The organism is Emticicia fontis (genome assembly GCF_054779675.1).
On sequence record NZ_BAAGXU010000020.1, the window covers coordinates 173935 to 199342 of the forward strand.

Genomic DNA, 25408 nt, shown 5'->3' on the forward strand with positions numbered 1-25408 from the left:
CCAGTCTAATAAACTTGTATCAAATCACTGTTATGCTTTAGCGCTTTGGGTGGCATACCAAACATTTCATACATATACTTATTCAGTTGAGGAAGATCATAAAAACCAGTGTCGTATGCAATGTCTGTAAGGGTTCTGTCTTTTTCAGAAAGAGTAAGGTAAATGGCCTGGCGTAATCGTGTCCACAATAAATATTTAGATAAACTACTGCCTGTTTGTTGTTTAAAAAGTGAAGCCAAACGAGAAGGAGAAAGAAAAACAATATCGGCAAAAGTTTGTGGGGTAATATGTTGCTCGAAAAAATTGGTCTTGATATACTCAACTATTTTGGTTACTCTATCATCATATTTTGTAGCTGGTAATTTCAATACCAGATCATTTATGATATGATAGATATCAAAACTTTCGTTTGCTGTCTGAAAAAACGTGTTTATTTCAGTTTGAGAATGAAAAACGATATGGTCTTGATTGGTATTAAATCTCCCAGAAAGTTCTAAACCAACATTTGAATAAGGCTCTATGTTTAAAATATCTAAGGTTCCTTTTTCGACACTGCAAAAATGGGTAACCTGTGGTTTAATTAAAAATCCATGAATTCCCTCATACAGTTTTCCATTGATAGTTGAAGTAAAAGCGTTATCATTCGACAAAACAATCTGATAAGCCGAGTGGTGATGGATTTCTACAGTAAGATTATAAGCTTTAATTGCAAGAATAAACGGGTTATTGATTTGTTTTACCATCTGAATTGATACTTGAGTAGGTCTTCAACCGAAAGCTACTTAAATTTTCTATATGATGTACATACCATATTCATAGAAAATCAGCCAATATTATCGATTTATTAAGGCTTTGTATTTAAATTAGTTTTTTCTTAAAGATTATGGGCGAAATACCGGGAAGTATTCGTCAGATTTTGAACACATTAACAAGGAGTACTGTTAATATTTAATTAGGGAGATAATATTGTAGGAGTCTATGTCTGAGATAAGTTTTGATTATAAAACCGAATTGGTGAGAGTGCCCGAAGAGCCAGGCGTATATCGTTATTTTGACGACAACGGAGAGGTGATTTACGTAGGGAAGGCCAAGAATTTAAAAAACAGAGTTACCAGTTATTTTGCCAATTTTAACCGCCACGACAAAAAGACCCGCCGTTTGGTAGTCAGCATCCGGAAACTCGAGTTTACGATTGTTCCTACCGAATTTGATGCGCTTCTGCTCGAAAACACATTGATAAAGAAGTATCAACCTCGCTATAATATATTGTTGCGGGATGATAAAATGTATCCTTATGTATGCGTAACCAATGAGCGTTTTCCAAGGGTGATTACGACCAGACGAATAGAGGATAAATCACGAGGAAAATTATACGGGCCTTTCGTTAATTCAAAAGCCATGTATGCCTTGCTCGAAATGTTCAGCCAGTTATATACCATTCGTACTTGTAATCTTAATCTGTCGCAGGAAAATATAGATTCCAAAAAATTCAAGGTATGTCTTGAATACCATATTGGCAACTGCAAAGGCCCATGTGAGAACCTGCAGACAGAAGGTGATTATATGAAAGAGATTGAGCAGGTGCATAATATCTTAAAGGGTAATCTGGCTCCTGCAAAGCAATATTTTGAGCACCGAATGCAGGATTCTGCACAAAAACTGGCTTTTGAAGAAGCACATCAGTTCAAACTTAAACTGGATTTTCTGCAAAACTATCAGAGCAAGGCAACGGTAGTAAATCCGGCTATCAAAGATCTGGATGTATTTAGTATCACCTCTGACGAAACAACAGCCTATATCAATTATCTGAAAGTAATTAACGGAACAATTACACTCACCCAGACTTTAGATGTCAAGAAAAAACTGGAAGAAACCGACGAAGAAATTCTGGTAATGTTTATCGTTGAGTTGCGTCAGCAATACGAAAGTTCTACAAAAGAGATTGTAACGAATATTCCTGTATCAATAGATATGAAAGCGGATATTTCGGTGCCGCAGATAGGAGATAAGCGTAAGTTGTTGGATATGTCGCTGAAAAACGTAGTGTATTTCAGAAAAGAAAAAGCTGAACGAGAAGCTATTGCTGCCAGTGGAGCAACTAATAAACGCGACCGTGTATTAGTAAAACTGAAACAGGATTTGCAATTGAAAAACCTGCCAAGGCATATTGAGTGTTTTGATAACTCGAATATACAGGGCACCAATCCGGTATCGGCAATGGTTTGCTTTATCAATGGGCAACCCTCACCAAAAGAGTATCGGCATTATATTCCGAGAACAGTGCAGGGGCCAAACGACTTCGCTACCATGAAAGAAGTAGTAACCCGCCGTTACACAAGATTGTTGGAAGAAAAAGCCGATTTGCCTGACTTGATAATCATTGACGGTGGTAAAGGGCAGTTATCAGCGGCTTGTGAAGCGCTAAAAGAAATAAGTTTATACGGCGAAATACCAATTATAGGTATCGCCAAGCGTCTGGAAGAAATCTATTTTCCGGAGGATACACTTCCATTATATATTGATAAAAAATCAGAATCGCTGAAGCTGATTCAAAGATGCCGCGATGAGGCTCACCGTTTTGGTATTACCCACCACCGTGACCGACGCAGCCAGAACTTCCTGATAAGTAGTCTGGAGAGCGCACCCGGTATTGGCAAGTTAACAGCTACGAAAGTACTGAAACATTTCAAGACGATTACCAATATCAAAAATGCTCCCGATGAAGCGCTCATTCAATTAGTGGGCAAAGACAAAACGCACCGCATTAAAGAATTTTTAGAAAAGGAGAGCTAGCAAAATCAGTGTTGAAGACTATCATATATCATTCTTGATACATCTGCTAGCGCTTCAACACCCTTTTTCTCATCTTTCAACTTTCTTGAAAGCAGCACAATTATGTATTTTCTGCCATCGGGCAAATATACAATCCCCGAATCATTTTGTACACCTGTAATAGAGCCTGTTTTATGGGCTACTTTTACGTCTTTAGGCAATTTAGCAGGTATCTTTTCTTTGAATTTCTGATCGAGTAATATTTTAATCATTCCTTCCGAATCTTCTTTGCTAACTACTGTTTTCTGGGCAAGTTTCTCAAAAATGGTCATGAGGTCATAAGCTGTAACCGTGTTATTCATGCCTAGTTTGAAAGCTTTACTATCTTCAACTCCACGCAATACCTGAATATCATTGGCTCCTAATGTCCGCATGGTTGCGTTGGCATTCTTTGCATCAACCAAATCAATCAGAATATTGGTTGCCAGATTACTGCTCACGATAATCATCTGATAAGTGAGGTCATAAATAGTCATTTTTTGCCCGATTTTCTTATACATATCATCGGCACTATCATCACTTATATCCAGGCTAAACGGACTGCCATCCACAATACTTTTAAACTCATTCTTCACCACAATCGAATCTGATAATTTGAATTTGCCCGCTCTTGCTTGTTTAAAAACCTCTATCATCACAGGCGTTTTCATGGTACTGGCCGCATGAAAATTATCTTTTTCATTGATAAACAACGTTTGGCCTGTTTGTAAATCCTTGAACGCTACGGCAAATTCTCCCTCAATGGTATTTAGTTTTGCTTGAATAGCGCTTTTGAGTTTTTCAGATGAATCTGTTTGTGCCAGAGATTGCATAGTGATTCCAAGAAGCAGAGCGATGAAGTAAGATTTTTTCATTGGGTAGTTGTCAATAAGTAAACACCTGATATGCAAGATAATCGAAAATTATCAGATTCAGTTATTCCTTTTCATTTCATTATTGCCATAGTTTATAAGAACTGCCTAATAACCAAAAAAATTGTGTTGAAAGGTGCAATAATCACGCAGATTTATAAGTTTTTGGGGAAGTCATTCCCCAAAAAATAGATTTTAATGTCATTTTAATGCTTGGCAAATGTTTTGATATATATAATACATAAAACATTTAAAGCCATGATCGTTGTATTATTTATAGCTTCTCAATTTGTAGCATTAGGATGTGTCTCTGCTTACGGTTTACACTTAGAGCGTGAAGAGCAGAGAAATTATAGAAATAATCTTCTAGCCCAAAGACAAGGCAAGAAACTACGCTAGTGCACTGCAATCATTAATAATGTTTTTGAGGTAGAACTGCTGATTGATTCCAAAAAACCTTGATACACACAACAGAGACAAGGGTAAAGACGAATCCTAGAAAACCAAAAATAACAGTCAAAGCCGAAATGCCTCCTAAAGTGGCGTCATCTGGATTGGCGGGGTTAAAATAAACTTCCACAGTTTCGCCCAAATCGTAGGCCGAAGGTTTACTATATACATTATGATAATAGAAATGGGCTTTCCCATTGGCATCACTATATTCAACTATGGGTGCTTTGCTGCCTTTTCTATTGGATTGCAGATTAATTACTCTTCCACTGGTTTTAGTGGCAGAGTCCATAAATTTTTTATGTGTAACAAAGGCATAAATAGCTGCACTAAGGAAGCCAATACCTATCAATAAGAATAGGAGTAAGACATATCGGAGAGGGTCTGTTTTGCTCATGGTTTTGTAGGTTAGTTTGGATATATAATATTCTGTATATGTTTGCTGCGTAGACGATTTGAAAAATCGTGATACATGATTACCGTCTCATAGCCATTCCTATGCCTGTAAATATTAATCCGAAAATACTTAGTATAATCATGGGAATAAAACTATATCCCAGGCTAACCTCTTCCGCGTTCAATGGATTGTAATAGATAGTGACTTCTTCTCCCGTTTGATACGCAGGCGGATTCGTTCCTTCAGAATGATAATACGTATGCTGTTTTTGGTCAGGCGTATAAAACTTAATTACAGGCCTTTTCAACGTTTTACCTTGGGGTATAGTAAAGTCTACGACAAGCCCTTTGGTAGTATGCGCATTTCTCATAAATATATACTGACTACCAAAGATAAATATCACACCTGCAAACAAAAATAGGCCTGTCCCTGAAATAATAGTTGCGCTATGGCGGATATAAAAAGGCTGAGGAGGTCTTTCAAATTTCATCTCCAGGGAGCTTTTTTATAATAGGTTACATATGTATCACCATCAATCACAATCATGGGGTCGCCATTCTTAGGATGATTCCTTTTTTCAAAAGAATATACTTTATAGCCTTCCGCCTGTGATTGCACATGGATTCTATTGCCTTCCAATTTCCATGTGCCTCTATCAGAACTCTGGCTGTTTGAACCACCGTAACCACCTCCACCATAGCCACTAATTGACCCCTCAGCATAATATTCATAAGTCCCATTTCCATTAATCACAATGCATTTGGTACTGTTATAACTGCTACTGTAAGTAGAAGAAGTATTTGCCCAACACCATTTTCCTACAATACTTTGGTCTATACTTCCACCACCTGCATTGTTGGCAGGCGCTTGACTATAGCCACCAGACGAGGCGCTATTGGCTGTGCCTTTTTGCAGAATAGCAGTAGTGCCATTGCCACTCAAAGTCAGGTAATTGCCATTAACTGAATATTGTAAAGTGGTGGTACCGGTAGCTCCCGTAATGGATACATTATTTCCTGATGTATTGTACTGAAAACCAGCCCCATTATAAGAACCTTGTCCACCAGCCTGAAAAACCATCGTCTCTCCATTGCCCGACCAGGTGCCTACAATAGATGCATTACCAGATTTGACTGATGGGCTAGTAGAGGTTGATATTGGAGAAGAAGTAGCTGTTGATACAGCACCGTCTTTGGCAAACGTAATTGGTGCATCTAAATCTCCACCCGAAAGTGTTAATTGTCCATTTTGTAGCGCATATTTATAATTGGTTATTTCGCCATCTTGCTTGACGGATAAGGTTGTGGCAGTGGTACTATAAGTAATTTTTTCTTCATCAAATCTACCACTGCCATCAGCATTGAGTTGGAGAATCATGTTAAATCCAAATTGGTTGTTTACCCATTTACCTATCACAGTGGTTTTACTGGCTTGTACCTTTGACCCTATCTGGGCAAAAAGCATCGTAGGAAGTAGGAATAATAGGATAGTTTTCATGTTGTTGTCAGTTTTGATCAAGACTACGTATTAAAATTAAGGTTTTATAGTGGTATTTGTTAAATCCTGTAACCCAGAGTTTTTCCGATTAGTACCAGTAAACATAATTGCCAACGGGTAGGAGAACTTAAATGAATGAAATCTTTGAACTGGGCATGAAGCATGGCTAAATAAATCTGGCTACTCAGGCGCTTTTTATAACCGATTTTATTCAACAGAGCCAGCATTTCAATACTTTCAAAATAGGCTTGTAAACGTGGCTCTGTTTCGGTTGGATACACTACAATAAAATTTTGTTTTTGTAGTAATACCTTCAATTCAGACAAAAGCAGCTTTGGATTTTTCATGGCTATTTTATTGAGAAATCTTTTGCAAATGACTGGCAGAATAAGGCACAAGACAATACCTCATTTGTGGTATTTTGCTTAAATTGCCATGAAAATCAAGATAAATGCGCTGGCTACTTCTTTTTTTACTGCCCTTTGCGTCTTTCTGCCAAAGCACAGTTTGGTTAGATAGTCATATGCAAAAAAAGGAGATACGAAGCGGCCTGTTTATTTTTAAAGATTCGTCGAATACACGCACGATTAATGATATTTTACGATTAAGGCAGACGGAATTCTATTTATCGAAAGTTGGAATACCAAATTTCGGCTGGGGAAAACGAACAGGCTGGGTGAGGCTAGAGGTGAGGAGTGAGCAAGAAAGCAATTACCTGTTTCATGTTAATAGCGCTATATTTGATGAACTTGATTTTTATCTGACTCAGAATGATAAAGTTATCCAGTCAACTGAAAAACAGAGTTGTCTTACCCCCATTATTAATCGACCTTACGTACATAGAGATTTTGTTTTTCCGATACATTTAAAAGCAGGGGAGACTTATACGATTTATCTGAAAGGGAAAAATCTATTAAATTCTATCAAGTTTCCGCTTATTATCTGGAATCCGAAGGATTTTGAAAAAAGTGATCGACAAACGAATTTCTTCTGGGGCATTATTATCGGCATTCTGATTCTCATTGTTACAGGAAACTTTCTGATTGCCTATCTGCTCAATATGCGCATTTTCTTTTTCTATGGAATGTATGTCTTAAGCCTTATTCTGGTTTTTCTGCATCTGGATGGCTTTTTATACGAATATCTGCCTGCCAATTTACTGCGGAATAGCGTAGTTGATTTAACCCAATATTTCAGCTATAGCGTATTTTTCTGGAGTATTTTATTCATTATTTCTTTTACCAAACTTTCCTTAGCTGAGCGACCTTTTTTTGAGCGAACGCTCAGAATATTAAGCATCGTATTCTGGATTTTATTATTGCCTTCTTTTTTTTCTCCATTATGGATCGGAGGGGCATCCGATACTTATTTACAATTCTCAGGCTGGATTGGCCGGATTTTCTTTATTACTTCTTTAGTTTTTCTTTATATAAGTGTTCTGGCATCGGTTCGTAAAAATTCCATGTCTCGTATTTATCTTATTTCAGTGATTCCACCTACACTCTCCTATATCCTGCCACAATACTTTAATCATGTTTTCGATATCTGGGTTGTACAACCTTATGCTTATTTATTTGGTTTTTTGTTTGAAATCGGCATTTTATCAATAGCCATGATTATAAGAGTAAAAGAATACCTGTTTGTCAATTTTAAAAGAGATATTTCAGTTGAAGAGGTACAGAGCCCAAATGGTAGTATAATTGACAAGCCCAAGGCTTTAATTGAAGAGAAAGTTCTTTCTAAACGTGAGATAGAGATATTAACTGCTTTTGCCAAAGGTTTTACTTATCAGGATATTAGTGATGCAATGTTTATTAGTCCGCATACAGTGCGCACCCACCTGAAGAATATTTACCAGAAATTGGAAATAAGTAGCAAAGCCGAAGCTGTAAAGATAGCCATGGAAAGAGGTTGGTTATAATTAATACTTGCTTCCCACCACAACTTTTCCTTTAAACTCCTGTTTTTCTCCGTTAGGATTAAATAGTTCTACCAGAATAACATAGTACCCTACTGCTACTATATCATTATTAGCATTCTTACCATCCCATATTATCTGGTCGTTGGGGCCTAATAATTGATTCTGTGCGAGTTGTTTAAGTATTCGTCCATTGATATCAAAGATATAAGCATTAGCAATATATCCATGTATACCCAACTGGAATTTCAATTGCGTTACATCATCAGCACCATCGCCATCAGGTGTGAAAATTTCAGGTTCAACAGTGAAAACATTTTTCAGGCTTAGTAATCCTGCTTGTGAATTGGCATATCCCGGAGTTGCATATCCTTCCGAAGCCGCTGCTGAATGCCAGTTCGAGATTACAGAAGAGGGGAGGTTATAATCAGCTTTTTCAAGCGATACGCCATCTTTATTATCAATTAAAACATGATGAAAGTCTTCTGAATAGTCAACTCTATCAAAGACTTTTCGATTTTCATTTAGTAAAATAACTGTCCCACTTTCATCAGGAAATGAAGGCAGCGATGCCATTTCTAACGTATTCTCTGAAACAGCTTTAAAATACTGCGCTTTAACAATAGCTGAGTTTCTGGTTAATACTAAAAACTGCTTAGGTTGTAGAATAAAGTTAGTATTACTAATCGGTTTATGATTAGCTATGGCACCAGTAGCATCTATGTTGGCCAAAGCCCAGTCTTTCAGACTAATAAACCTATCGCTCCGATTATAGATTTCGACAAAATCTTCGCCACCACTTCGAGGGTTAAATAGAATCTCGTTAATCACCACATCCCCCGAATCGGCTGGTTGAATATTGGCAATTGGCCGAGTGATTTCTTTCAATACATTTCCTGAGCAATCTGAAATATTTTTAACTGTAAGTGTATATAACGCTTTTGCCTGTAAAGGAGAGTTGAATGATAAGTAGATAGACTGATTCTGAGGATTTTCTATACTAATCTTATTAATTTCTAATGATTTGTCAATAGAATAGGCATTCAGACTAATAGCCGAAAGACTATCCAGTTTTTCAGAAAAAATTAATTTGATAGTAGAAGTATTTTCTAATTCATATCTCAATAGACTTGGTGGGGTCAAATCAGGTTTAGCCGCTTTAACAGAATTATCTTTACCTGGTGTGCCCTGCAAAACTGCTTCACTTGAAGCCCAGTTGCCCTCCTCTACACAAGAATAATCTGTATCTATCATTTCAAGTGCAAAGCCTTGTGCTTTGTCAGCAGCATACCATTTATCAGTATAAGTAACCGAAAATAAGGTGCTGTTTTTAGCGTCTTTTATGATTAAGGTAGAACCCGTATTGTTGAGTGAGAAGTTATTCAGACCAATTACTTTGCCATAAGATTGAAATTCTGTCACGTTGTTCCGATGGGTAACAATCAGATATTCTTTAGGTTGGATAGAAACATCAGGAAATCTGACAGAAGTAGCATTATAAAAAAGAACTAACGAATTGAGATTAATACTTTTATCTGAGCGATTATATAGTTCAATATACTCTTTCTCTGGAAGACCTTTGGTAGGAGTGGGGTCTGCCATAATTTCGGTAATAATCAACTCATTAGCCGTTTGAGCTATTGAGTCAAACGAAAATAGTATAAAGGAAAAGGTGTAAATCAATAGGGATTTACACCTTTTTAAGAAAATAACCATGAATCTTAGGAATAGATAAATGCGAGTCTTAAGCAGTTGCTTCTTTTGGTTTTACTGGAGCTACCGCTTTAGGTTTTTCTGCGGCAGGTTTTGCTGTAGCTGGTTTTGGAGCTACTGCTTTCGGTGCTTCAGGAGCTGGCGCTGGTTTTGGTGAATCAGCTTTTGGGGCTGCCGGAGCCTTTGCTTCTTTTTTTGTGTCCTTTTTATCTTTTTTCGCTTTTTCGGCTACTTTTTTCAGGGCTTTCTTCTCTTCTTTTTGTTTGTCTTTTTCTGCCTCTTTTTTGACTTTAACTACTTTTTTTGCTAGTTTTTTCGCAGTTTTATCAATGGCTTTTTTGATTTTTTTGTTTGTTGTTTCTCCTTTTACCACGTCAGCCAGGGCAGCGGCAATTTCAGAGGCCTTTTGTTTAAGATCAGTTTTCATAAGGATTTTTTTTAAGGTGCTGCAATTTTTTTACGGTGTCATATAATGATTTGCAAATACAACCAAAGTATTCAGAAAATACAAAAATTTTGTGTTAAGTTTTACAGAAAATACTAAAATAGTACTTTTGCTATCGTTAGTTAGCATAAGTAACTTACAGAATAACAATTGAAAAGCTAAATTGTTAATTTTCTAATGGCTTACAAATCATTATGTTTATAGAATTTATCACGGAAGATGTAATAAAACTTCTGATTTCTGCTGGTACAGGCGCAATTATTGGTTTTGAAAGAGAGTATCATAGCAAATCTGCCGGGCTCCGAACCATGATTTTGATTTGTGTAGGCTCTACACTTTTTACACTTATTTCAATCAAACTTGGCTCTGATCCTTCACGCATTGCAGCCAATATTGTAACAGGTATCGGCTTTGTGGGTGGGGGTATTATTTTTAGAGACAGTTCTAGTGGGCGCATTACAGGTATTACAACTGCTGCTGCTGCATGGGTTACGGCTGCTTTGGGAATGTGTGTAGGTTTCGGCAAAGGCTTGTATGAAACGGGCTTTGTGGCTATGATTCTGGTTATTTTTGCTTTATACGGGCTGGTGCCTCTACAAACCATTATTAAAAGAAAAAACCTGATTCGTACCTATCGTATTGTATGCAAGTTTAATAATGATACGCTAAAGCATTATGAGCATAAATTTGAAAAATTCGGATTAATACCTGAAAGAAATATGCAAACCAAATCGAATGATTTGATAAGTGGGACTTGGACAGTAAGAGGCTCCGAAAAAAATCATGAGAAGGTAATCAAGAGTTTATTAAATGATCCGGACATTGTAGAATTTGACTTCTAGATTCCAACCTTTTCATCTGAAAATGAATCATTTATGAAAACTATATTAAACTTATGAAAGCTTCACTAATTCTTATCTGTACTCTCTTGTTTTTAGCTTCCTGCGAAAGCAATACACCAAGCCCCATATTGAATGAAATAAATGGGGAATGGAAACTGGTGAAAATTGGTATTGGATTTCCATCGCCACAAGGGCCAAGTGAACTGAAACCTGATTATGAAGAAATTTTATCTTTCGATGCCAGAAAAGGTACTTTTACCCGCACCAAAGATGGTAAAGTAATTGAGAAATCAGATGTAAGTATCAGTACAGATGAGAAAGCTACTTATCAGCAAAATAAACTCGTTTTTGAAGACATTAATCTATATTCTTTCATCTCATTTACCGAAACACCCAAATATATGGTATTATACCAACCAGCACCTATTGGGGCTGTACTGGCAGATGGTAATTTGTTTTTTTATGAGAAAATAAAGTAATACTTTCAATTTTGCTGCTAATGTCCTAACTTGCAGCCAGAATTTAACGTATCAAGATAAATCATGGCAAATCATTCAGGCTCGAAAGCGCTTCCTAGCTGGCTTACTTTAGCAATCTTTTTAGTACTTATGACAATCCTTTGGGTATTTGGCGATTTATTTGTCTTTATACTCGGTTTCATCTTCCTGGGTTTTACTTTCGCTAATAACTACGATCGTAAACAAACAGACGAAGGACATCATTGATATAGGGCGGTTTATCCGCCTTTTTTTATGCCTTTTCTGTATTGCAAAAAATAATTCCTCTTCGTTTGCGTAAATAAAGCGCGTAGCTATATCTTAGCTTAAAAAAAGCCACTAAGGTCTTTTTTCTATTCAATCTCAATTTATAACCGGTTTAGCATGTCTAAAATTCGCTTTTTTAGCCTTATTTCTGTTGGGCTATTATCAATCAGTCTGGGTATTTGCCAGATGCCCTCTACTTTTAAAAACCCACTTTTACCTACTGGCCCTGATCCCTGGGTGATTTACAAAGATGGTTTCTACTATTACTGTAATTCGACTGGTAAAAATATTACCCTTCGGAAAACAAAAAATATGGCTGAGCTATCACAAACGCAAGGTGTTGTGGTCTGGACACCGCCGGCTAACGGTAACTATTCAAAAGAGTTGTGGGCACCTGAATTACATTTTCTGAATGGTAAATGGTATGTCTATGTAGCTGCCGACGATGGCAAAAATGAAAACCATCGGATGTGGGTACTGGAAAATCCTGATGCTGATCCAACTACTACTAATTGGACATTTAAAGGGCAGATTACTGACCCGACGAATCGTTGGGCAATTGATATGAGCATTTTTGAATTGAATAAACAATTATATGCGATTTGGTCAGGCTGGGAGGGAGCCGAAAACGTTAGTCAGAATATTTACATAGCAAAGCTGAAAAACCCATGGACGATAGAAGGCACCCGCACAAAAATTTCTACTCCAGAACACAGCTGGGAGAAAATGGGCTCAGGTCCTTTACCTGTGGTAAATGAAGGTCCGCAGTTTTTGAGACAATCAGATAAAAGTAAAAAAATATTCATCGTCTTTTCAGCAAGTGGGTGCTGGACCGACCATTATACATTAGGTTTACTGGAGGCTGATGCGAAAGCTGATTTGATGAAGGCATCATCGTGGAAAAAATCTCCTGAACCTGTCTTCAAGGCAAATCCGGAAGGGCATGCTTTTGCCCCTGGTCATAATTCGTTCTTTAAATCACCGGACGGAAAAGAAGATTGGATAATTTATCATGCCAACCCTGAAGCAGGGCAGGGCTGTGGAAATAACCGCTCTCCACGTATGCAACCTATTACGTGGCATTCCGACGGGACGCCTAATCTGGGTAGACCTATTGCTTTAGATAACGAAATTCGCCAGCCATCAGGGCAGTGATGAATAAGATGATGACATAAAAAATGCTATTACAATTGTAATAGCATTTATCAGACACAATATCACTCTATAGGCAATTATACAATTTCTTCTTCAAATGTTTTCGGAAGTTTTTTCTTGATTAAGGTTCCCCATCTTTCTAAAGCCGCCACTAAAAATTCCAGATTAATTGGTTTACTGATATAATCATCCATGCCTGCTCTGAGACATTCATCCCGACTTTCCTGCAAAGCATTGGCTGTCATAGCTATAATCACAGGCTGATTAATTAATTGTTCTCTGATGTTCATGGTTGCACGCAGACCATCCATTTCTGGCATTTGTACATCCATCAGAATCACATCATATTCTTTATGCTTGATAGCCTCTAGCACTTCCACACCATTTTCTGCTAAATCGGCTTCATAACCAAGCTTACTTAGTACTCGTAATGCCAACTTCTGGTTCATGATATAGTCTTCTGCCACCAGAATAGTCATTGGATATTGTGCGGCAAACTCAACCGATAATTTCTGTGTTGCCATTCCCTTGATTTTCTCTACCACTACAGGTTGTTCTTTTGACATAATCTGGTTGTGAATATTCCGGCAAAGAATATGTTGTTTGGCAGGCTTGGTTAGCACCGAACTAAACAAATCAGGATGATCTTTATAGAAAGTATCAGAAATAGAGCTTAAGAGCATGATAGGAATTTTAGGCGCTATTTTCTTAAGAGCTAAAGCCAGCTCTACACCGTCCATTTCTGGCATTTGCATATCTGTTATGATGATATCATAACTGTTATTGTCTTTTACAAAATCTAATGCCTCTTTTGGCACAGAAATAAGCGTAGGCACCATCTTCCAATGCTCCAATTGTCCTTTGAATATGCTTAGGTTAGTAAGGTTATCATCAACCACTAAGACTTTTTTATTTTCTAAAACCTCTAAATTGAAAGGTAGGGTAGATATTTTTACTGAACTTATTTCTGACTTAATAGTAAAGGTGAAAATCGTACCTTTGTTTACTTCACTTCTCACACTGATATCTCCGCCCATGAGTTTAATCAGTTTTTCGCTGATAACTAAACCTAATCCGGTACCACCATATTTGCGGGTAGTTGAAGAATCAACCTGAGAGAAGGCCTTAAATAATTTGTCAATTTTATCTGGTGGTATACCAATACCCGTATCTTTTACTTGAAAACCTAATTCAACATGTCCTTTTGGACCATTATTTATTAAAAATACTCTGATAAATATCTCACCTTTTTGTGTAAACTTAATGGCATTGCCAATTAGATTGAGCAATACCTGACGCAATCGAAGATTATCTCCGATAATTTGCATAGGAACATCCCAGTCTATCTGATAAAGTAAATCAATATTTAGTTTGGCTACTTTTTCGGCAAAAATATCCAGTACTTCTTCAATACAATGCCTTAAATCAAAGTCTTTTACATTCAGTTCCATATTGCCCGACTCAATTTTAGAGAAATCTAAAATATCGTTAATAACAGTCAACAATCCTTCACCACAAGTATGGATAGTATCGGTATAGTTTCTTTGTTCTTCGTTTAAATCTGTTTCTTCCAATAGAGAAGTCATCCCGATAATGCCATTCAAAGGAGTACGTATCTCATGGCTCATAGTGGCCAGAAATATACTTTTGGCAAGATTAGCTTTTTCAGCGTCTTGTCTGGCTTTTAGTTCTTCTTCGGTCGATTTGCGTAATTGTGCAGTTCGGGTCTCAACTTGTTTTTCAAGTATTTCACTTATGGCTTTTATTCTGCCTATTCTGAAGCGGTAAAAACCTATAGCAGAGCCAATAATAGCTGCTACCAATAATGTTCTGAACCACCACGTTTCCCAGAAGGGTGGGAGTATAGTGATAGTAATCGCTGTACCCTCCTCATTCCAGATGCCATCATTATTTGATGCCTTTACTCTGAAAGTATAGGTACCCGGGTCTAAATTAGTATAAGTGGCAGTTCGCCTACCTCCTATATTATTCCAGTCTTTATCAAAACCTTCTAATTTATACGCATACTGGTTTTTTCTAGGTAAAGTATAATTCAACGCTGAAAACTCGAATGAGAAAACAGATTGCTCGTGTGTCAAAACAATCTCTTTGGTTTCGCCGATAGGGTTTGTTAGAGGTGAGCCTTTTTCGTTGATACTAACACTTTTACTAAAAATCTGAAAATCCGTGATACGTACCGGAGGCACAAAAGTGTTGTCTTTCATGCTATCCGGATAAAAAGTATTCAGGCCGTCTGGGCCACCAAAGAACATTTCTCCATCAAGTGTCTGAAATGCCGACGCAGGTTTGAATTCATTCCCTTGTAAACCATCGGCAAGACCATATTTTCTGAATGTTTTGTTCGAAGGTGTATATCTGGTAATGCCTTTATTTGTACTTATCCAGAGATTCCCTTTCTTGTCTTTCAAAATACCATTAATCACATTGTTAGAAAGGCCGTCTTTTTCACTAATGTTTTCAAAAGTTTTTGTTTTTAAGTCAAGCAATGATAAACCATCTGTTGTACCAACCCACAAATACCCTTTTTGCGCCTCTGTTATCACCTGCACATTATTATTGACGATACTCTTCTTATCATTATTTTTATGGGTATAATGGATAAACTTCTTGGTTTTTTCATCGAAGGCGTCTAGGCTATTATCTGTTCCCACCCACAAAGTGCCATTCTCATCTTCATAGAGAGACCTGACAAAATCACTTGAAATACTATTCGGGTCTTTAGGGTTATGTGAATAATTGGTAAAAGTATTCGCTTTCCTATCATAATAACTGAGCCCTCCACTTAAGGTTCCTAACCATATATTCCCATCTTTTGCCTTCAATATAGCATACACGCTTTCAGAAGAAATACTATGTGCATTGCCTTTAACTGGCATATGATGAATAAACTGTCCTGTCTTTTTATTAAATAAATCGAACCCGCCTAAGTATAAACCAACACCTAATAAGTCTTTATCTATTAATGCTACTGACACCACAAAATCAGAATTGATACTATTAGGGTTGGATAGCTGTTTTTTATAAGTAGTAAAAGTGTTTTTCTTCTTGTCAAAGTAGCTTAGCCCACCACCATCAGTACCCAGCCAGACATTGCCGTCTGCATCACCAGTGATAGATAAGATACTACTGTTTTTCAGTCCATTAGGAGGGAAGCCCTCTTTAAATAAGCTGAATTTATTGCCGAACTTAGGCAGGAAATTTACTCCTCCTGAATAAGTGCCCACCCATATATTGCCAATATCGTCGATATACATAGTATATACCGAGTTATTGCTCAGGCTGTTTTTGTCGTTAGTATCGTTAATGAATGTCTGGAAAGTTTTTGTTTTGGCGCCATATACACTAATCCCACCATTTTCAGTGCCTATCCATATATTTCCTGAAGGATCTTCTACAAATGACAGAATATCATTATAACCAATACTTTTCGGATTTTTAGGGTCATATTTAAAAGTGTTAAACGTGCCGTCTGCTATATTGTATCTGGAAATCCCACCACGGTGTGTTCCAACCCAAATATTATTCTGGCTATCTCTGAATAATGCTTTAACCCAGTTAGCCCCCAGACTTTTACCAGAGTTTTTAGAATCGTTAAAATAATGCGCAAAAATTTTAGTATCAGGGTCAAATTTATTCAATCCATTTCGGGTTCCTATCCAGAGTTTACCGTCTTTATCTTCAACTATTCGGTCGATTGTATCATCGCTCAGGCTGTTTTTATTCGCATCTTCATGTCTGAAAACCTTATAGCTTCCATTAGTACTATTAATCAGGTACAACCCTTCGTTTGTTCCCAGCCATATTCTCTGCTTACTGTCCTGAAAGATGTCGTGAATAACTACTGATTTATTTGAAGCGAAGAAATGTGTGAAATTATCTTTTTCACGATTAAATTTATCTAATCCTGTAGCTGTACCCACCCAGATATTTCCGGCATGATCTTCTAGAATATCATTGACAATATTATTGTTTAAGCTCAGACTATCATCGGAAGAGTGTTTGTAGAAAAAAAAGCGGTAACCATCAAATTTATTGAGTCCTTCATAGGTAGCAAACCACATAAAGCCTCTTTTATCCTTAAGAATACCAGTAACATGCCCTTGAGACAAGCCTTCGTTGGTCGAAATATGCCTGAATGAGGGTTTAGGAACTTGCCCGACAACAGAATTGAATAATAGAAAACAAGAAAACAGTAAAATTTTGTATTTCATGGTGTAATGTATTAAGACTAATCTTAAGCTACGTTGTACTCTTATAAAGACTTAAAGCAAAGTTGTAGACGGCATGTATGATGAATGAAAAACCGCAGCAATTAAAAAGCAAAATAAAGGGTTGTAATATTTCCAGAAAAATTAGCAAAAATAATGCCAAGTAATTGATATAAAATTCAGCAAAAAAGAAGTTGATAAGGGAAAGATAAATAATAAATTTGCACCGAAAATTCTGGAAACCACTCAGAAAAACAGAACTTGCGGCAATTTTTAGAGATTAAAGTATATATTTTATCAGAAAATATTGAATTGGAATACAAGCATGAAATTAGTACCCATTAAAGAATATCTGCACGAAAACGAAGATTTTTTGAATAAACCTGAATGTAGAGAGCTGGTTGAAATGTCGGTTGAATTTTATGAAAAAGTAGGGTATATCCCGCCTTGGATTTGTTATTTTGTGGAAGCCGATGGTGAGATTATTGGGAGTGCGGGTATCAAAGGGAAACCCATAAACGGTGCCGTAGAAATTGCTTATGGAACAGTAGAAAAATACCAGCACCAAGGCGTAGGAACCCATATATGTAAATTATTAGTCGATATCTCCTTGCAAACAGACCCCTCTGTTAAAGTAACGGCTCGTACACTTCCAGAAAATAAATTTTCTTGTAGAGTATTGGAGAAAAATAACTTTACCTGCATAGGTGTGGTAACTGACCCCGAAGATGGAGACGTGCTGGAGTGGGTTCATAATTATTATGAATGATAACTCACTAAGGTGGCTCAATTGTTAAAATGATTGAAAAGTCCGATTTTTTGCTTCATCAATCCTAACATCTATTCCCTGATTGAGTTTAATTTTGTGCAAAAAATCAGGCTTTCATGTACGAGATATTTGTCTTTCTTCATTCTATTTTCCGTTGGCTCGTCTTAATAAGCCTGCTCTATGCCATTGGTAGAAGTATTCAGGGCTTAATTAGTAAAAGAACCTTTTCTAAAGCCGATAGCCTTGCCCGTACAGTGGCGACTACCATTAGCCATACGCAATTATTGATAGGTTTTACCCTATACTTTGTTTTAAGCCCTATTACCCAGTTTTTTATGAAAAGTGGGGCAGGAGGTAATCAGGAAATATGGTTTTTCGGAATTTATCATATTAGTATGATGTTTATCTCAATAATAGTGATCACTATCGGTGGTTCTATTGCCAAACGTGCCGAAACTGACCATGCCAGATTTAAAACCATCCTTATTTATTTCTCTATTGCACTGGTGCTTATCTTGTTGGCTATTCCGTGGTTCAGACCTTTTTTCAGAAATCTTTAAACTTTCTCATTCATGTTGAATTTGTTGAAAACACAACTAGGCAGACTTCGCCTCTTGGCTTTTATAGAAGGAGTGTCTTTTTTAGTGCTATTATTTATAACCATGCCTTTGAAATACGCCTTTGATAATCCGGCTCCTAACAAGACTTTTGGGTTAGTACACGGGCTTTTGTTTATTTTATATGTATTGGCTGTGATTCAGATAAAAATCGAACAAAACTGGAATATTCGTAAGACATTGCTGGCCTTATTGGTATCGGTTATCCCTTTTGGTACCTTCTGGGCTGATAAGAAGTTATTTCAAAATTGATATAGTCAAATTGTGGGTGAGATTCCAGCAGCTATTTAAAATAGACAACTGGAAGTTCGCGCCATAATTTAAAATTTATTCACGCACATTAGTATTTTTACGTCATCAAACAATCTTTTCTGATGACGGAGTTTCTCAAACATTTCTCCCAATATATTAAAGTAAGCGACTCACTAAAAGAAGAACTTACCAGACGCATTACGTTTAAAACCTTTGCAAAAGGGGAGATGCTTCACCCGGCAGATAGAATATGTACCAAGAGCTACTTCATTCAGAAGGGTTTGCTGCGGTTGTATTTTCTGAAAGATGGCAAGGAGGTAAGCGAATATTTTAGTTGTGAAGGCGATTGGACTAATTCCCCAAGCAGTTTTATTCAACGAAAACTGGATATATATTATATAGATGCCATTGAGCAAACCGATGTCTACATTCTGGAAGTACAGGATTTAATGTTCTTGTTCAATAATTTCCCAGAAATGGAACGTTATGCCCGACTATCGATGGGCAGTACTTTCGGTTATCTCATTGAACGCATCACTTCTATGCGCTTTACCACTGCCAAAGAAAAATACGAACACTTTTGTGAAGTCTATAAGGGCATCTATCACCGTATCCCTTTAGGCATGATTGCCTCTTATTTGGGTATTACGCAGGAAACCTTAAGTCGCATCAGAGCCGAAAAGTGATTTTTTGATTTAGGTCAAAAGTTAAGAGAAATATTGCATTCAATTTTGCGCTATATTTCATTAACCAACCAATCAAATGAATCATTTTAAAACCTTATTAGGAGTTCTATTCATTATTTTTTCTTTCAATAGTTTTTCTCAAACACTAGCTACTCCCGGTGTTAACAGCCAGTTATATATAGGTGATTCAGAGAAACAAGCCCTCATAGTAGGCTTGGGCGGCTCAGAAGGAGGCAACCCGTGGGCAAGTAATTACTGGAAAAAAACGCGTGATGAGTTTATCAATCAGGGCTACGCTTTTCTTGCACTGGGTTATTTTGGTGCTATAGGCGCACCCAATAGTTTAGATCGTATTTCCTTAGAGAAAGTGCATGAGGCTATTATCCAAGCTACAAAAAATCCGAAAATTGATAAGGATAGAATCGCTGTGATGGGTGGGTCGAAAGGAGGGGAGCTGGCATTGCTGCTGGCCAGTCATTTCAAAGATATTACATGTGTAGTAGCTATTGTGCCCAGTCATGTGGCTTTCCCTGGTCTTACCAGTCATTTATCTACTTCTTCATGGACTTATCAGGGTAAGGAAGTCCCTTACGTACCTGTTTCAGAAGAAACTATTCCTGCTTTAATCAAACGAGATTTGCGGTTAGCATTTGATACAATGCTGAAAGATACTATAGCTGTTGAAAAAGCATTGATAAAAGTTGAAGACGTTAACGGTTGTATTTTATTAGTATCGGCCACAAAAGATGAGATGTGGGGCTCAGGGCCTATGTCGGAAGCGGTTGTAAAAAGATTAAAGGCCAAGCATTTCGGCCATTATTATGAGCATATTGCCATAGAAGGAGGGCATACAGAGCCTTTAAAGCACTTTGATAAGATTTTTGAGTTCCTGGCGAAACATTTTAAAAAAGAATAGTGTATTGAATAAAACACTATCAAGAAATTGCCGAAGAATCGTCAGATAAAAACATATAATGCAGAATCGTATCGGGACAAGTTCATTAAGAATGAGAGACACACCAATACAATTCTGAAGTCAGATTACGATAAGTTTTTTGTCGTAAAGGTGGAAGAACTGATTCGTCTGATGAAGCTCCCTGTGCCACCAGCCAGAACCAATACACATACCCTAATTTATCTGACAGAAGGAGAAGCTATTATGCGAATTGGTAGTGAAACATATACAATTGTAAAAGACGAATGTCTGGTAGTAGCTGCAGGGCAGGTTTTTTCTTTTGATAATGTGGATATTAATAAAGGCTATCTGTTCAATTTCCATGATGATGTAATGATTGGGAAACTGGCAAAAAACGATTTACTGAAAGATTTTGAATTTTTAAGAGTTTGGGGCAATCCGAAAATTGGGTTGGATATTCAGACCTCCGGTTTTGTCCGACAATTATCAGAGAGAATTCTGGTGGAATATGAAACGAATGGGTTAAATAACCGAGAGATTATCCAGTCATATCTGATTGCCTTGTTATGTGAAATCAATGGAGCTTACAAAGCTGTATCAGGTATGTCTCAATTAAAAGCAATTGAAATTTCGAATAAATTCAGAGAGTTATTATTCACATATATCAAAACCAGACATTTAGTTAGCGATTATGCTTCTTTATTAAATGTAACACCTAATCATCTCAATAAGTCTGTCAAGGCCGTAACCGGAAAATCACCTACCAGATGGATCGACGAAGCCATCGTGCTGGAAGCCAAAGTACTTTTATATCAAAGCAATTTATCAATTAGTGAGATAGCTTCAGAAGTAGGCTTATTCGACCAGTCTTATTTCAGCAGGCTCTTTAAAAAATATGAAGGGACCACCCCTCTACAATTCCGTAAAATGATAGAGAGTTTAAGACCTGCCTAGTGGTTCTATCTAATAAACGACATTATCATCATAACCGATAGACCCAAAAAAATCAATGACTTTATCTGCATATTCTCCAAGGTCTTTTCTGCCTTTGATAAAATGTTGAAGTAATAAAGTCGGTAATTCGAGCTTTTCTTCTATGCCACTAAGCGAGAACGTAGGCTCATCTTTTTGTTGTTTAGCCAGGAAAGCCCGGAAGTTTTTGATATTAGCCATTGTAAGGTAGTTTTGAATGCCATAGGTTATATAAAAACCAAATATAGTTGATAAATTATCAAAACAAAAGGCAGAATTTGGTAAATATTTGCCCAATTCTGCCTTTTAATCTCCTTAGATTTCTTATGATGAGAGAGTGTGTTTATTATATTTTCTTAACGGCAATCATCATATGGGGGCTTAAAGCTAAGAGAGCCTGATCGCTTTCGGTAATGGTCAATAACTCCATCAATGATTGTTTTTTCTTAGCATCACCTCTGCTTTCAAAATATTTTTTGTCTAGCCATACCACACCCTCTACCGCATAAATATTGATAAATTCAAGCCCTGTATCTATAAATTCCTCAATCAATTGTGAGGGTCTATGATAATAAGCCTCTGCCAGTGAGCCTGGCATACTCTTGGGTGGTGTATGTACACCAGTCAATAATTCCTGCTTACACATATCTATGAAACCCGGTTCGTGCATAAAGCCATTCAATAATCCGGCAATGGTTGAAGCTGCATAATTAATGGCAAAACCCAATATTACTCCATTCTTCTTCAATACTCTTCGGGCTTCTTGTATAGCCTTTAATCGGGCTTGTTTATCTTGTAAATGATATAAAGGACCATGTAAAATCACTACATCGACCGACTCATCAGCAAAGTTGAGTTGCCTTGCTTCTCCTAAAGTAGCCTTAAATGGTTTTTTCAGGCTATTGGCTCTTTTGGTTGCTTGTTTGATATGCTTAGGCACAGGATCAATCAGATGCACAGTATATCCTATACCGGATAGCCATTCTGCATAGGCTCCAGGCCCTCCGCCGACATCCAGTATCACTCCCTTAGCCGGTAGGTGGCGCTGTATTAAATCTTTATTTCGTTCAAACTCCAGAGGCCCTAAACCTAATTGAAGCCTGGCTTCTTCAGAAGTCTGTGTATAGAAATTTTCAATTTCTGGGCTGATTAATCTATCTGTATTCATTTTTATAGAAATCTAAAACTATTCCGTGTATACAATGCTTATCTATGTAAGATGGAAAGAAATACAAAATTAGGAAAATACAATCAGGAAACTTTATAGATAATTAATATTGAAGCCCATAGAGGTACGTATTTTTTTGTCTAATTTTAGAACCTATCAAATAATCAATGAATCCATGAAGAAAATCATATTTGCTACAGATTTTTCAGAAAACGCTGATAGCGCCCTGGCATATGCAACTTATCTTGCCAAGCAATTCAATTCAGAAATTTTGGTTGTTCATATTTATTTTCCGATGGTTCCGCTAGATCCTAATCTGGCCTATGATACCATAGCACCATCGACTTTGCAAGAGGAAATGATGAAGAATTATGAATTACAATTAAAAGGAGTTGTAGATTCACTCAAGGAAAAACATATTGAGGCTGATGGTGAAGTGATTGTAGGAAGTTTATCTTCAAGCATTGCAGATATGGCTAAAAGCAAAAAGGCTGACCTGATTATCATGGGTAAAACGCCAAATGATTCTTTCTTAGGCAGATTAATCGGAACGACTTCTACAAGTGTGGTTAATAATACAAGTGTACCTGTTTTGATTGTTCCGGCTAATAGTCATACTCCATCATTTAAGAGTATTATCTATGGTACTGAATTAGAGTCAGAGGAGAAAGATGTTTTGGCTAAAGTCTTTGAATTAGGAAAAGAATTTCATTCTAAGATAACTCTTGTAAAAATAAATGCTGATTTTGAATTAAATGTACAGGATGATAATCAGCTCTTAAAAGATATTCAGGACGGGTTTCCTAAAGAAAAATTTACTTTTGAAGCTATCAAAGCAGATAATGTAAGCCAAGGACTATTAAATGCAGCACATACCCATGAGGCTGACTTATTGGTAGTAGCGGGGCATCATCATAGTTTTCTTTCCGAGCTTATCAACCCAAGTAAATCGAAAGAGATTATTAACAAGACTGATATCCCATTATTAGTATATGATATTGAGGCATAATCGATAAATATATATTGTTAAAAGCTACACCCTCAAGTGTAGCTTTTTTGTTGGGGTATCCAGAGAAATAAATCTCATAGTTATGATGAAATATTAGCTTAAATTATACTTTTGCTAAAATATACTCAGCGAAAACAATTAAGAAAATGATTATAAGAAAAGCCGAAGAAACCGATTATGACGGTGTTTGGGAAATATTTTCAAGCGTGATAAGAACGGGAGATACCTACGTATTCAGCCCGGATACGCCTAAATCAGCCTTACAAAACTACTGGTTTGCTGAGGTAATGAATACATTCGTAGCCCTGGAAAATGACGAAATTATAGGCACTTATTTCATAAAACCCAATCAACCCGGCTTAGGTAGCCATATAGCCAATTGTGGTTATATGGTAAGCCCGCATCATAGAGGTAAAGGAATAGGCAAATTACTATGCGAGCATTCCATCCAATTTGCGAAAGAAAAAGGCTATTATGGCATTCAGTTTAATATCGTAGTAAGTACCAATACCATAGCAGTAGACCTATGGCAAAAACTAGGCTTTCGTATCATTGGTACTACGCCTAAAGGTTTCAGGCATCAGGATTTAGGTTTGGTGGATAGTTATATTATGTTCAAAGAGGTATAGATTAAGGTAGCAAGCTTAAGTAGATACAAACTATATTTCTTTTAACATAACCACCATTCCTCTATGTTCTTCTTTCATCAAAGGATAAGCTAAAATGGTTTCTCCTATCAAAGCAAATCCTTGTTTTTGATAAAAACCGTGAGCCGCGCCGCCTTTCATGGCTTTTAGCCAGATTGCCTTTTTATCACGGTCTTTCGCAAATTTTGCAATCATACAAAGGGCCTCTTTTCCTAAACCTTTTCCTGCAGCACTTTTCAGAAAGTAGATACGTTCCAATTCAAGAGCCTTTTTAGAATGATAAGAATCAATAGCCTTATCTACGTTTAATTTTATAAAGCCTACTGGTAACTTATCAACAATAACAAGGAAAAAAATAGAATTAGAGTCCCTAATTTCTGATGATAACTGTTCTGCACTAAAACTATTTTTCATGTAGTGTTCACCGTCATCCAGCCATAAATATGTGTAATGTTCTACGTAAGATTGTAAGGCTACTTTCATTAATTGTGATATATCTTCTTCTGAGCAAACTCTATACTCTATTTGCATGTGCTACGACGGTAATTACTAATAAATCCGGTGTTAGTATTAAATCAGTACAATTATAATTTATCCAAGGAGAACTTACTATGAAAATTTAGAATAAAAATACTCAGAAAGTTAAATAATTAGCACCCTGCCTTTCTTTTTAAAAAAAGACTCAAAGTCTCATGGAGTGAGACTTTGAGTCTTAAAATTTTTATACTCAAATAGTTGTAAAATTCTTTATAGGCGCTTATCTGAAATAAAAAAAGAATCTTCAAACGGAGGAAAGAAATGCTCCCAGTTTAATTTGAGTGTCTTATCAATCATCTTTATCAAATCGTATAAGCCAGCAGGTTTAGCAAAATATAAATTGGCACCAGTTTCATACGTTTTGTTAATGTCTTTCGGATTAGAAGAGGTGCTAAGAATCACGCATGGAATTTGATTCAACGAATGATTCTGTCTGATTAATTCAAGACATTTTAATCCATTCATTCTTGGCATATTCAGGTCAAGAAAGATAATGTGGGGTAATGAATCAGTCATATTAATATGCTGAATAACTTCTTCACCATCATTGACGGTAATTAAATTAGCTTGTACCTCTAGGTGTGAAAGCGCATCTGAAAAAAGTAGTTTGTCGTCTGGATCATCATCTGCCAGAAGAATCTGAATAGGCGAATATTTACTTACCAGTGCATTGATCATCGGTATTTGGTTGTAGATTCAAATGTATGATGAGTTGAATAAATAAAACAAGGGAGCGAACTTT

The 25408-nt window shown here is 36.8% G+C and carries 27 protein-coding genes; 14 read left to right on the top strand and 13 right to left on the bottom strand.

From position 1 onward, the window contains the following. Window positions 1-5: 5 nt before the first annotated feature. Window positions 6-743, bottom strand: a complete 738-nt coding sequence (locus tag ACYVFA_RS11990; protein WP_460472062.1) for a helix-turn-helix domain-containing protein — start codon at window positions 741-743, stop codon at window positions 6-8. Window positions 744-978: 235 nt separating this feature from the next. Here ACYVFA_RS11990 and uvrC point away from each other — a divergent pair, with 235 nt between their 5' ends. Continuing rightward, entirely contained in the window at window positions 979-2793 is a 1815-nt protein-coding gene (uvrC, locus tag ACYVFA_RS11995; protein WP_460472063.1) for an excinuclease ABC subunit UvrC, read from the top strand. 5 nt (window positions 2794-2798) lie between these two features. Here the strand turns inward: uvrC and ACYVFA_RS12000 are convergent, their stop codons facing one another. The 5 genes from ACYVFA_RS12000 to ACYVFA_RS12020 all read right to left on the bottom strand — a co-directional run bounded on the left by ACYVFA_RS12000 (window position 2799) and on the right by ACYVFA_RS12020 (window position 6374). Further along, complete coding sequence (locus tag ACYVFA_RS12000) at window positions 2799-3686, bottom strand: serine hydrolase (protein WP_460472064.1); 888 nt, start codon at window positions 3684-3686, stop codon at window positions 2799-2801. A 409-nt stretch (window positions 3687-4095) separates the two neighbouring features. After that, window positions 4096-4530 carry a DUF3592 domain-containing protein gene (locus tag ACYVFA_RS12005; protein WP_460472065.1) on the bottom strand — a complete coding sequence of 145 codons (435 nt, stop codon included), beginning with the start codon at window positions 4528-4530 and terminating at the stop codon, window positions 4096-4098. A 79-nt stretch (window positions 4531-4609) separates the two neighbouring features. Next, the gene (locus tag ACYVFA_RS12010; RefSeq protein ID WP_460472066.1) at window positions 4610-5020 is read right to left on the bottom strand and encodes a DUF3592 domain-containing protein; all 411 of its coding nucleotides are present in this window, start codon (window positions 5018-5020) and stop codon (window positions 4610-4612) included. Beyond that, on the bottom strand, window positions 5017-6027 hold the full coding sequence (locus ACYVFA_RS12015; protein WP_460472067.1) for a hypothetical protein: 1011 nt from the start codon (window positions 6025-6027) through the stop codon (window positions 5017-5019). The genes ACYVFA_RS12010 and ACYVFA_RS12015 overlap by 4 nt, the downstream gene beginning before the upstream one ends. Before the next feature lie 59 nt (window positions 6028-6086). Then, window positions 6087-6374: a hypothetical protein gene (locus tag ACYVFA_RS12020; RefSeq protein WP_460472068.1), complete on the bottom strand. Its 288-nt coding sequence runs from the start codon at window positions 6372-6374 to the stop codon at window positions 6087-6089. Window positions 6375-6550: 176 nt separating this feature from the next. Here ACYVFA_RS12020 and ACYVFA_RS12025 point away from each other — a divergent pair, with 176 nt between their 5' ends. After that, window positions 6551-7948 (top strand): 7TM-DISM domain-containing protein, encoded by a 1398-nt coding sequence (locus tag ACYVFA_RS12025; protein WP_460472069.1) that lies wholly within the window; start codon window positions 6551-6553, stop codon window positions 7946-7948. Here the strand turns inward: ACYVFA_RS12025 and ACYVFA_RS12030 are convergent, their stop codons facing one another. Beyond that, the gene (locus ACYVFA_RS12030; protein ID WP_460472070.1) at window positions 7949-9628 is read right to left on the bottom strand and encodes a lamin tail domain-containing protein; all 1680 of its coding nucleotides are present in this window, start codon (window positions 9626-9628) and stop codon (window positions 7949-7951) included. It lies immediately after the preceding gene. 61 nt (window positions 9629-9689) lie between these two features. After that, the gene (locus tag ACYVFA_RS12035; RefSeq protein WP_460472071.1) at window positions 9690-10085 is read right to left on the bottom strand and encodes a hypothetical protein; all 396 of its coding nucleotides are present in this window, start codon (window positions 10083-10085) and stop codon (window positions 9690-9692) included. A gap of 212 nt (window positions 10086-10297) precedes the next feature. On the opposite strand from ACYVFA_RS12035, the gene ACYVFA_RS12040 reads away from it, so the two are divergent. From ACYVFA_RS12040 to ACYVFA_RS12055, 4 genes are all read left to right on the top strand, one after another. Further along, entirely contained in the window at window positions 10298-10945 is a 648-nt protein-coding gene (locus ACYVFA_RS12040) for an MgtC/SapB family protein (RefSeq protein ID WP_460472072.1), read from the top strand. A gap of 53 nt (window positions 10946-10998) precedes the next feature. Next, the gene (locus tag ACYVFA_RS12045; protein ID WP_460472073.1) at window positions 10999-11424 is read left to right on the top strand and encodes a hypothetical protein; all 426 of its coding nucleotides are present in this window, start codon (window positions 10999-11001) and stop codon (window positions 11422-11424) included. Window positions 11425-11487: 63 nt separating this feature from the next. Next, window positions 11488-11670: a hypothetical protein gene (locus ACYVFA_RS12050; protein WP_460472074.1), complete on the top strand. Its 183-nt coding sequence runs from the start codon at window positions 11488-11490 to the stop codon at window positions 11668-11670. A gap of 156 nt (window positions 11671-11826) precedes the next feature. After that, window positions 11827-12864 (top strand): glycoside hydrolase family 43 protein, encoded by a 1038-nt coding sequence (locus ACYVFA_RS12055; protein WP_460472075.1) that lies wholly within the window; start codon window positions 11827-11829, stop codon window positions 12862-12864. Window positions 12865-12941: 77 nt separating this feature from the next. Here ACYVFA_RS12055 and ACYVFA_RS12060 read toward each other — a convergent pair whose 3' ends face one another. Further along, the gene (locus ACYVFA_RS12060; protein WP_460472076.1) at window positions 12942-17096 is read right to left on the bottom strand and encodes a two-component regulator propeller domain-containing protein; all 4155 of its coding nucleotides are present in this window, start codon (window positions 17094-17096) and stop codon (window positions 12942-12944) included. Window positions 17097-17418: 322 nt separating this feature from the next. On the opposite strand from ACYVFA_RS12060, the gene ACYVFA_RS12065 reads away from it, so the two are divergent. From ACYVFA_RS12065 to ACYVFA_RS12090, 6 genes are all read left to right on the top strand, one after another. Next, entirely contained in the window at window positions 17419-17862 is a 444-nt protein-coding gene (locus ACYVFA_RS12065) for a GNAT family N-acetyltransferase (RefSeq protein ID WP_460472077.1), read from the top strand. 116 nt (window positions 17863-17978) lie between these two features. Then, a complete protein-coding gene (locus tag ACYVFA_RS12070; RefSeq protein ID WP_460472078.1) occupies window positions 17979-18422 on the top strand; it encodes a hypothetical protein in 444 nt (147 codons plus the stop codon). 12 nt (window positions 18423-18434) lie between these two features. After that, window positions 18435-18731, top strand: coding sequence for a DUF3817 domain-containing protein (locus ACYVFA_RS12075; RefSeq protein WP_460472079.1), 297 nt, complete (start codon window positions 18435-18437; stop codon window positions 18729-18731). Window positions 18732-18853: 122 nt separating this feature from the next. After that, entirely contained in the window at window positions 18854-19417 is a 564-nt protein-coding gene (locus ACYVFA_RS12080) for a Crp/Fnr family transcriptional regulator (protein ID WP_460472080.1), read from the top strand. Between the two features lie 76 nt (window positions 19418-19493). Beyond that, on the top strand, window positions 19494-20333 hold the full coding sequence (locus ACYVFA_RS12085; protein ID WP_460472081.1) for an alpha/beta hydrolase family protein: 840 nt from the start codon (window positions 19494-19496) through the stop codon (window positions 20331-20333). A 27-nt stretch (window positions 20334-20360) separates the two neighbouring features. After that, on the top strand, window positions 20361-21287 hold the full coding sequence (locus ACYVFA_RS12090) for a helix-turn-helix domain-containing protein (RefSeq protein WP_460472082.1): 927 nt from the start codon (window positions 20361-20363) through the stop codon (window positions 21285-21287). A gap of 9 nt (window positions 21288-21296) precedes the next feature. On the opposite strand, the gene ACYVFA_RS12095 is transcribed toward ACYVFA_RS12090, so the two are convergent. Beyond that, entirely contained in the window at window positions 21297-21506 is a 210-nt protein-coding gene (locus ACYVFA_RS12095; protein ID WP_460472083.1) for a hypothetical protein, read from the bottom strand. Window positions 21507-21651: 145 nt separating this feature from the next. Then, on the bottom strand, window positions 21652-22473 hold the full coding sequence (locus ACYVFA_RS12100) for a class I SAM-dependent methyltransferase (protein WP_460472084.1): 822 nt from the start codon (window positions 22471-22473) through the stop codon (window positions 21652-21654). Window positions 22474-22648: 175 nt separating this feature from the next. On the opposite strand from ACYVFA_RS12100, the gene ACYVFA_RS12105 reads away from it, so the two are divergent. Together ACYVFA_RS12105 and ACYVFA_RS12110 are read left to right on the top strand one after the other, a co-directional pair. Further along, window positions 22649-23482: a universal stress protein gene (locus ACYVFA_RS12105; protein WP_460472085.1), complete on the top strand. Its 834-nt coding sequence runs from the start codon at window positions 22649-22651 to the stop codon at window positions 23480-23482. A 146-nt stretch (window positions 23483-23628) separates the two neighbouring features. Then, window positions 23629-24111 carry a GNAT family N-acetyltransferase gene (locus tag ACYVFA_RS12110; RefSeq protein WP_460472086.1) on the top strand — a complete coding sequence of 161 codons (483 nt, stop codon included), beginning with the start codon at window positions 23629-23631 and terminating at the stop codon, window positions 24109-24111. 30 nt (window positions 24112-24141) lie between these two features. On the opposite strand, the gene ACYVFA_RS12115 is transcribed toward ACYVFA_RS12110, so the two are convergent. Further along, on the bottom strand, window positions 24142-24660 hold the full coding sequence (locus ACYVFA_RS12115; protein ID WP_460472087.1) for a GNAT family N-acetyltransferase: 519 nt from the start codon (window positions 24658-24660) through the stop codon (window positions 24142-24144). A 216-nt stretch (window positions 24661-24876) separates the two neighbouring features. Next, on the bottom strand, window positions 24877-25344 hold the full coding sequence (locus tag ACYVFA_RS12120) for a response regulator (RefSeq protein ID WP_460472088.1): 468 nt from the start codon (window positions 25342-25344) through the stop codon (window positions 24877-24879). Window positions 25345-25408: the final 64 nt, after the last annotated feature.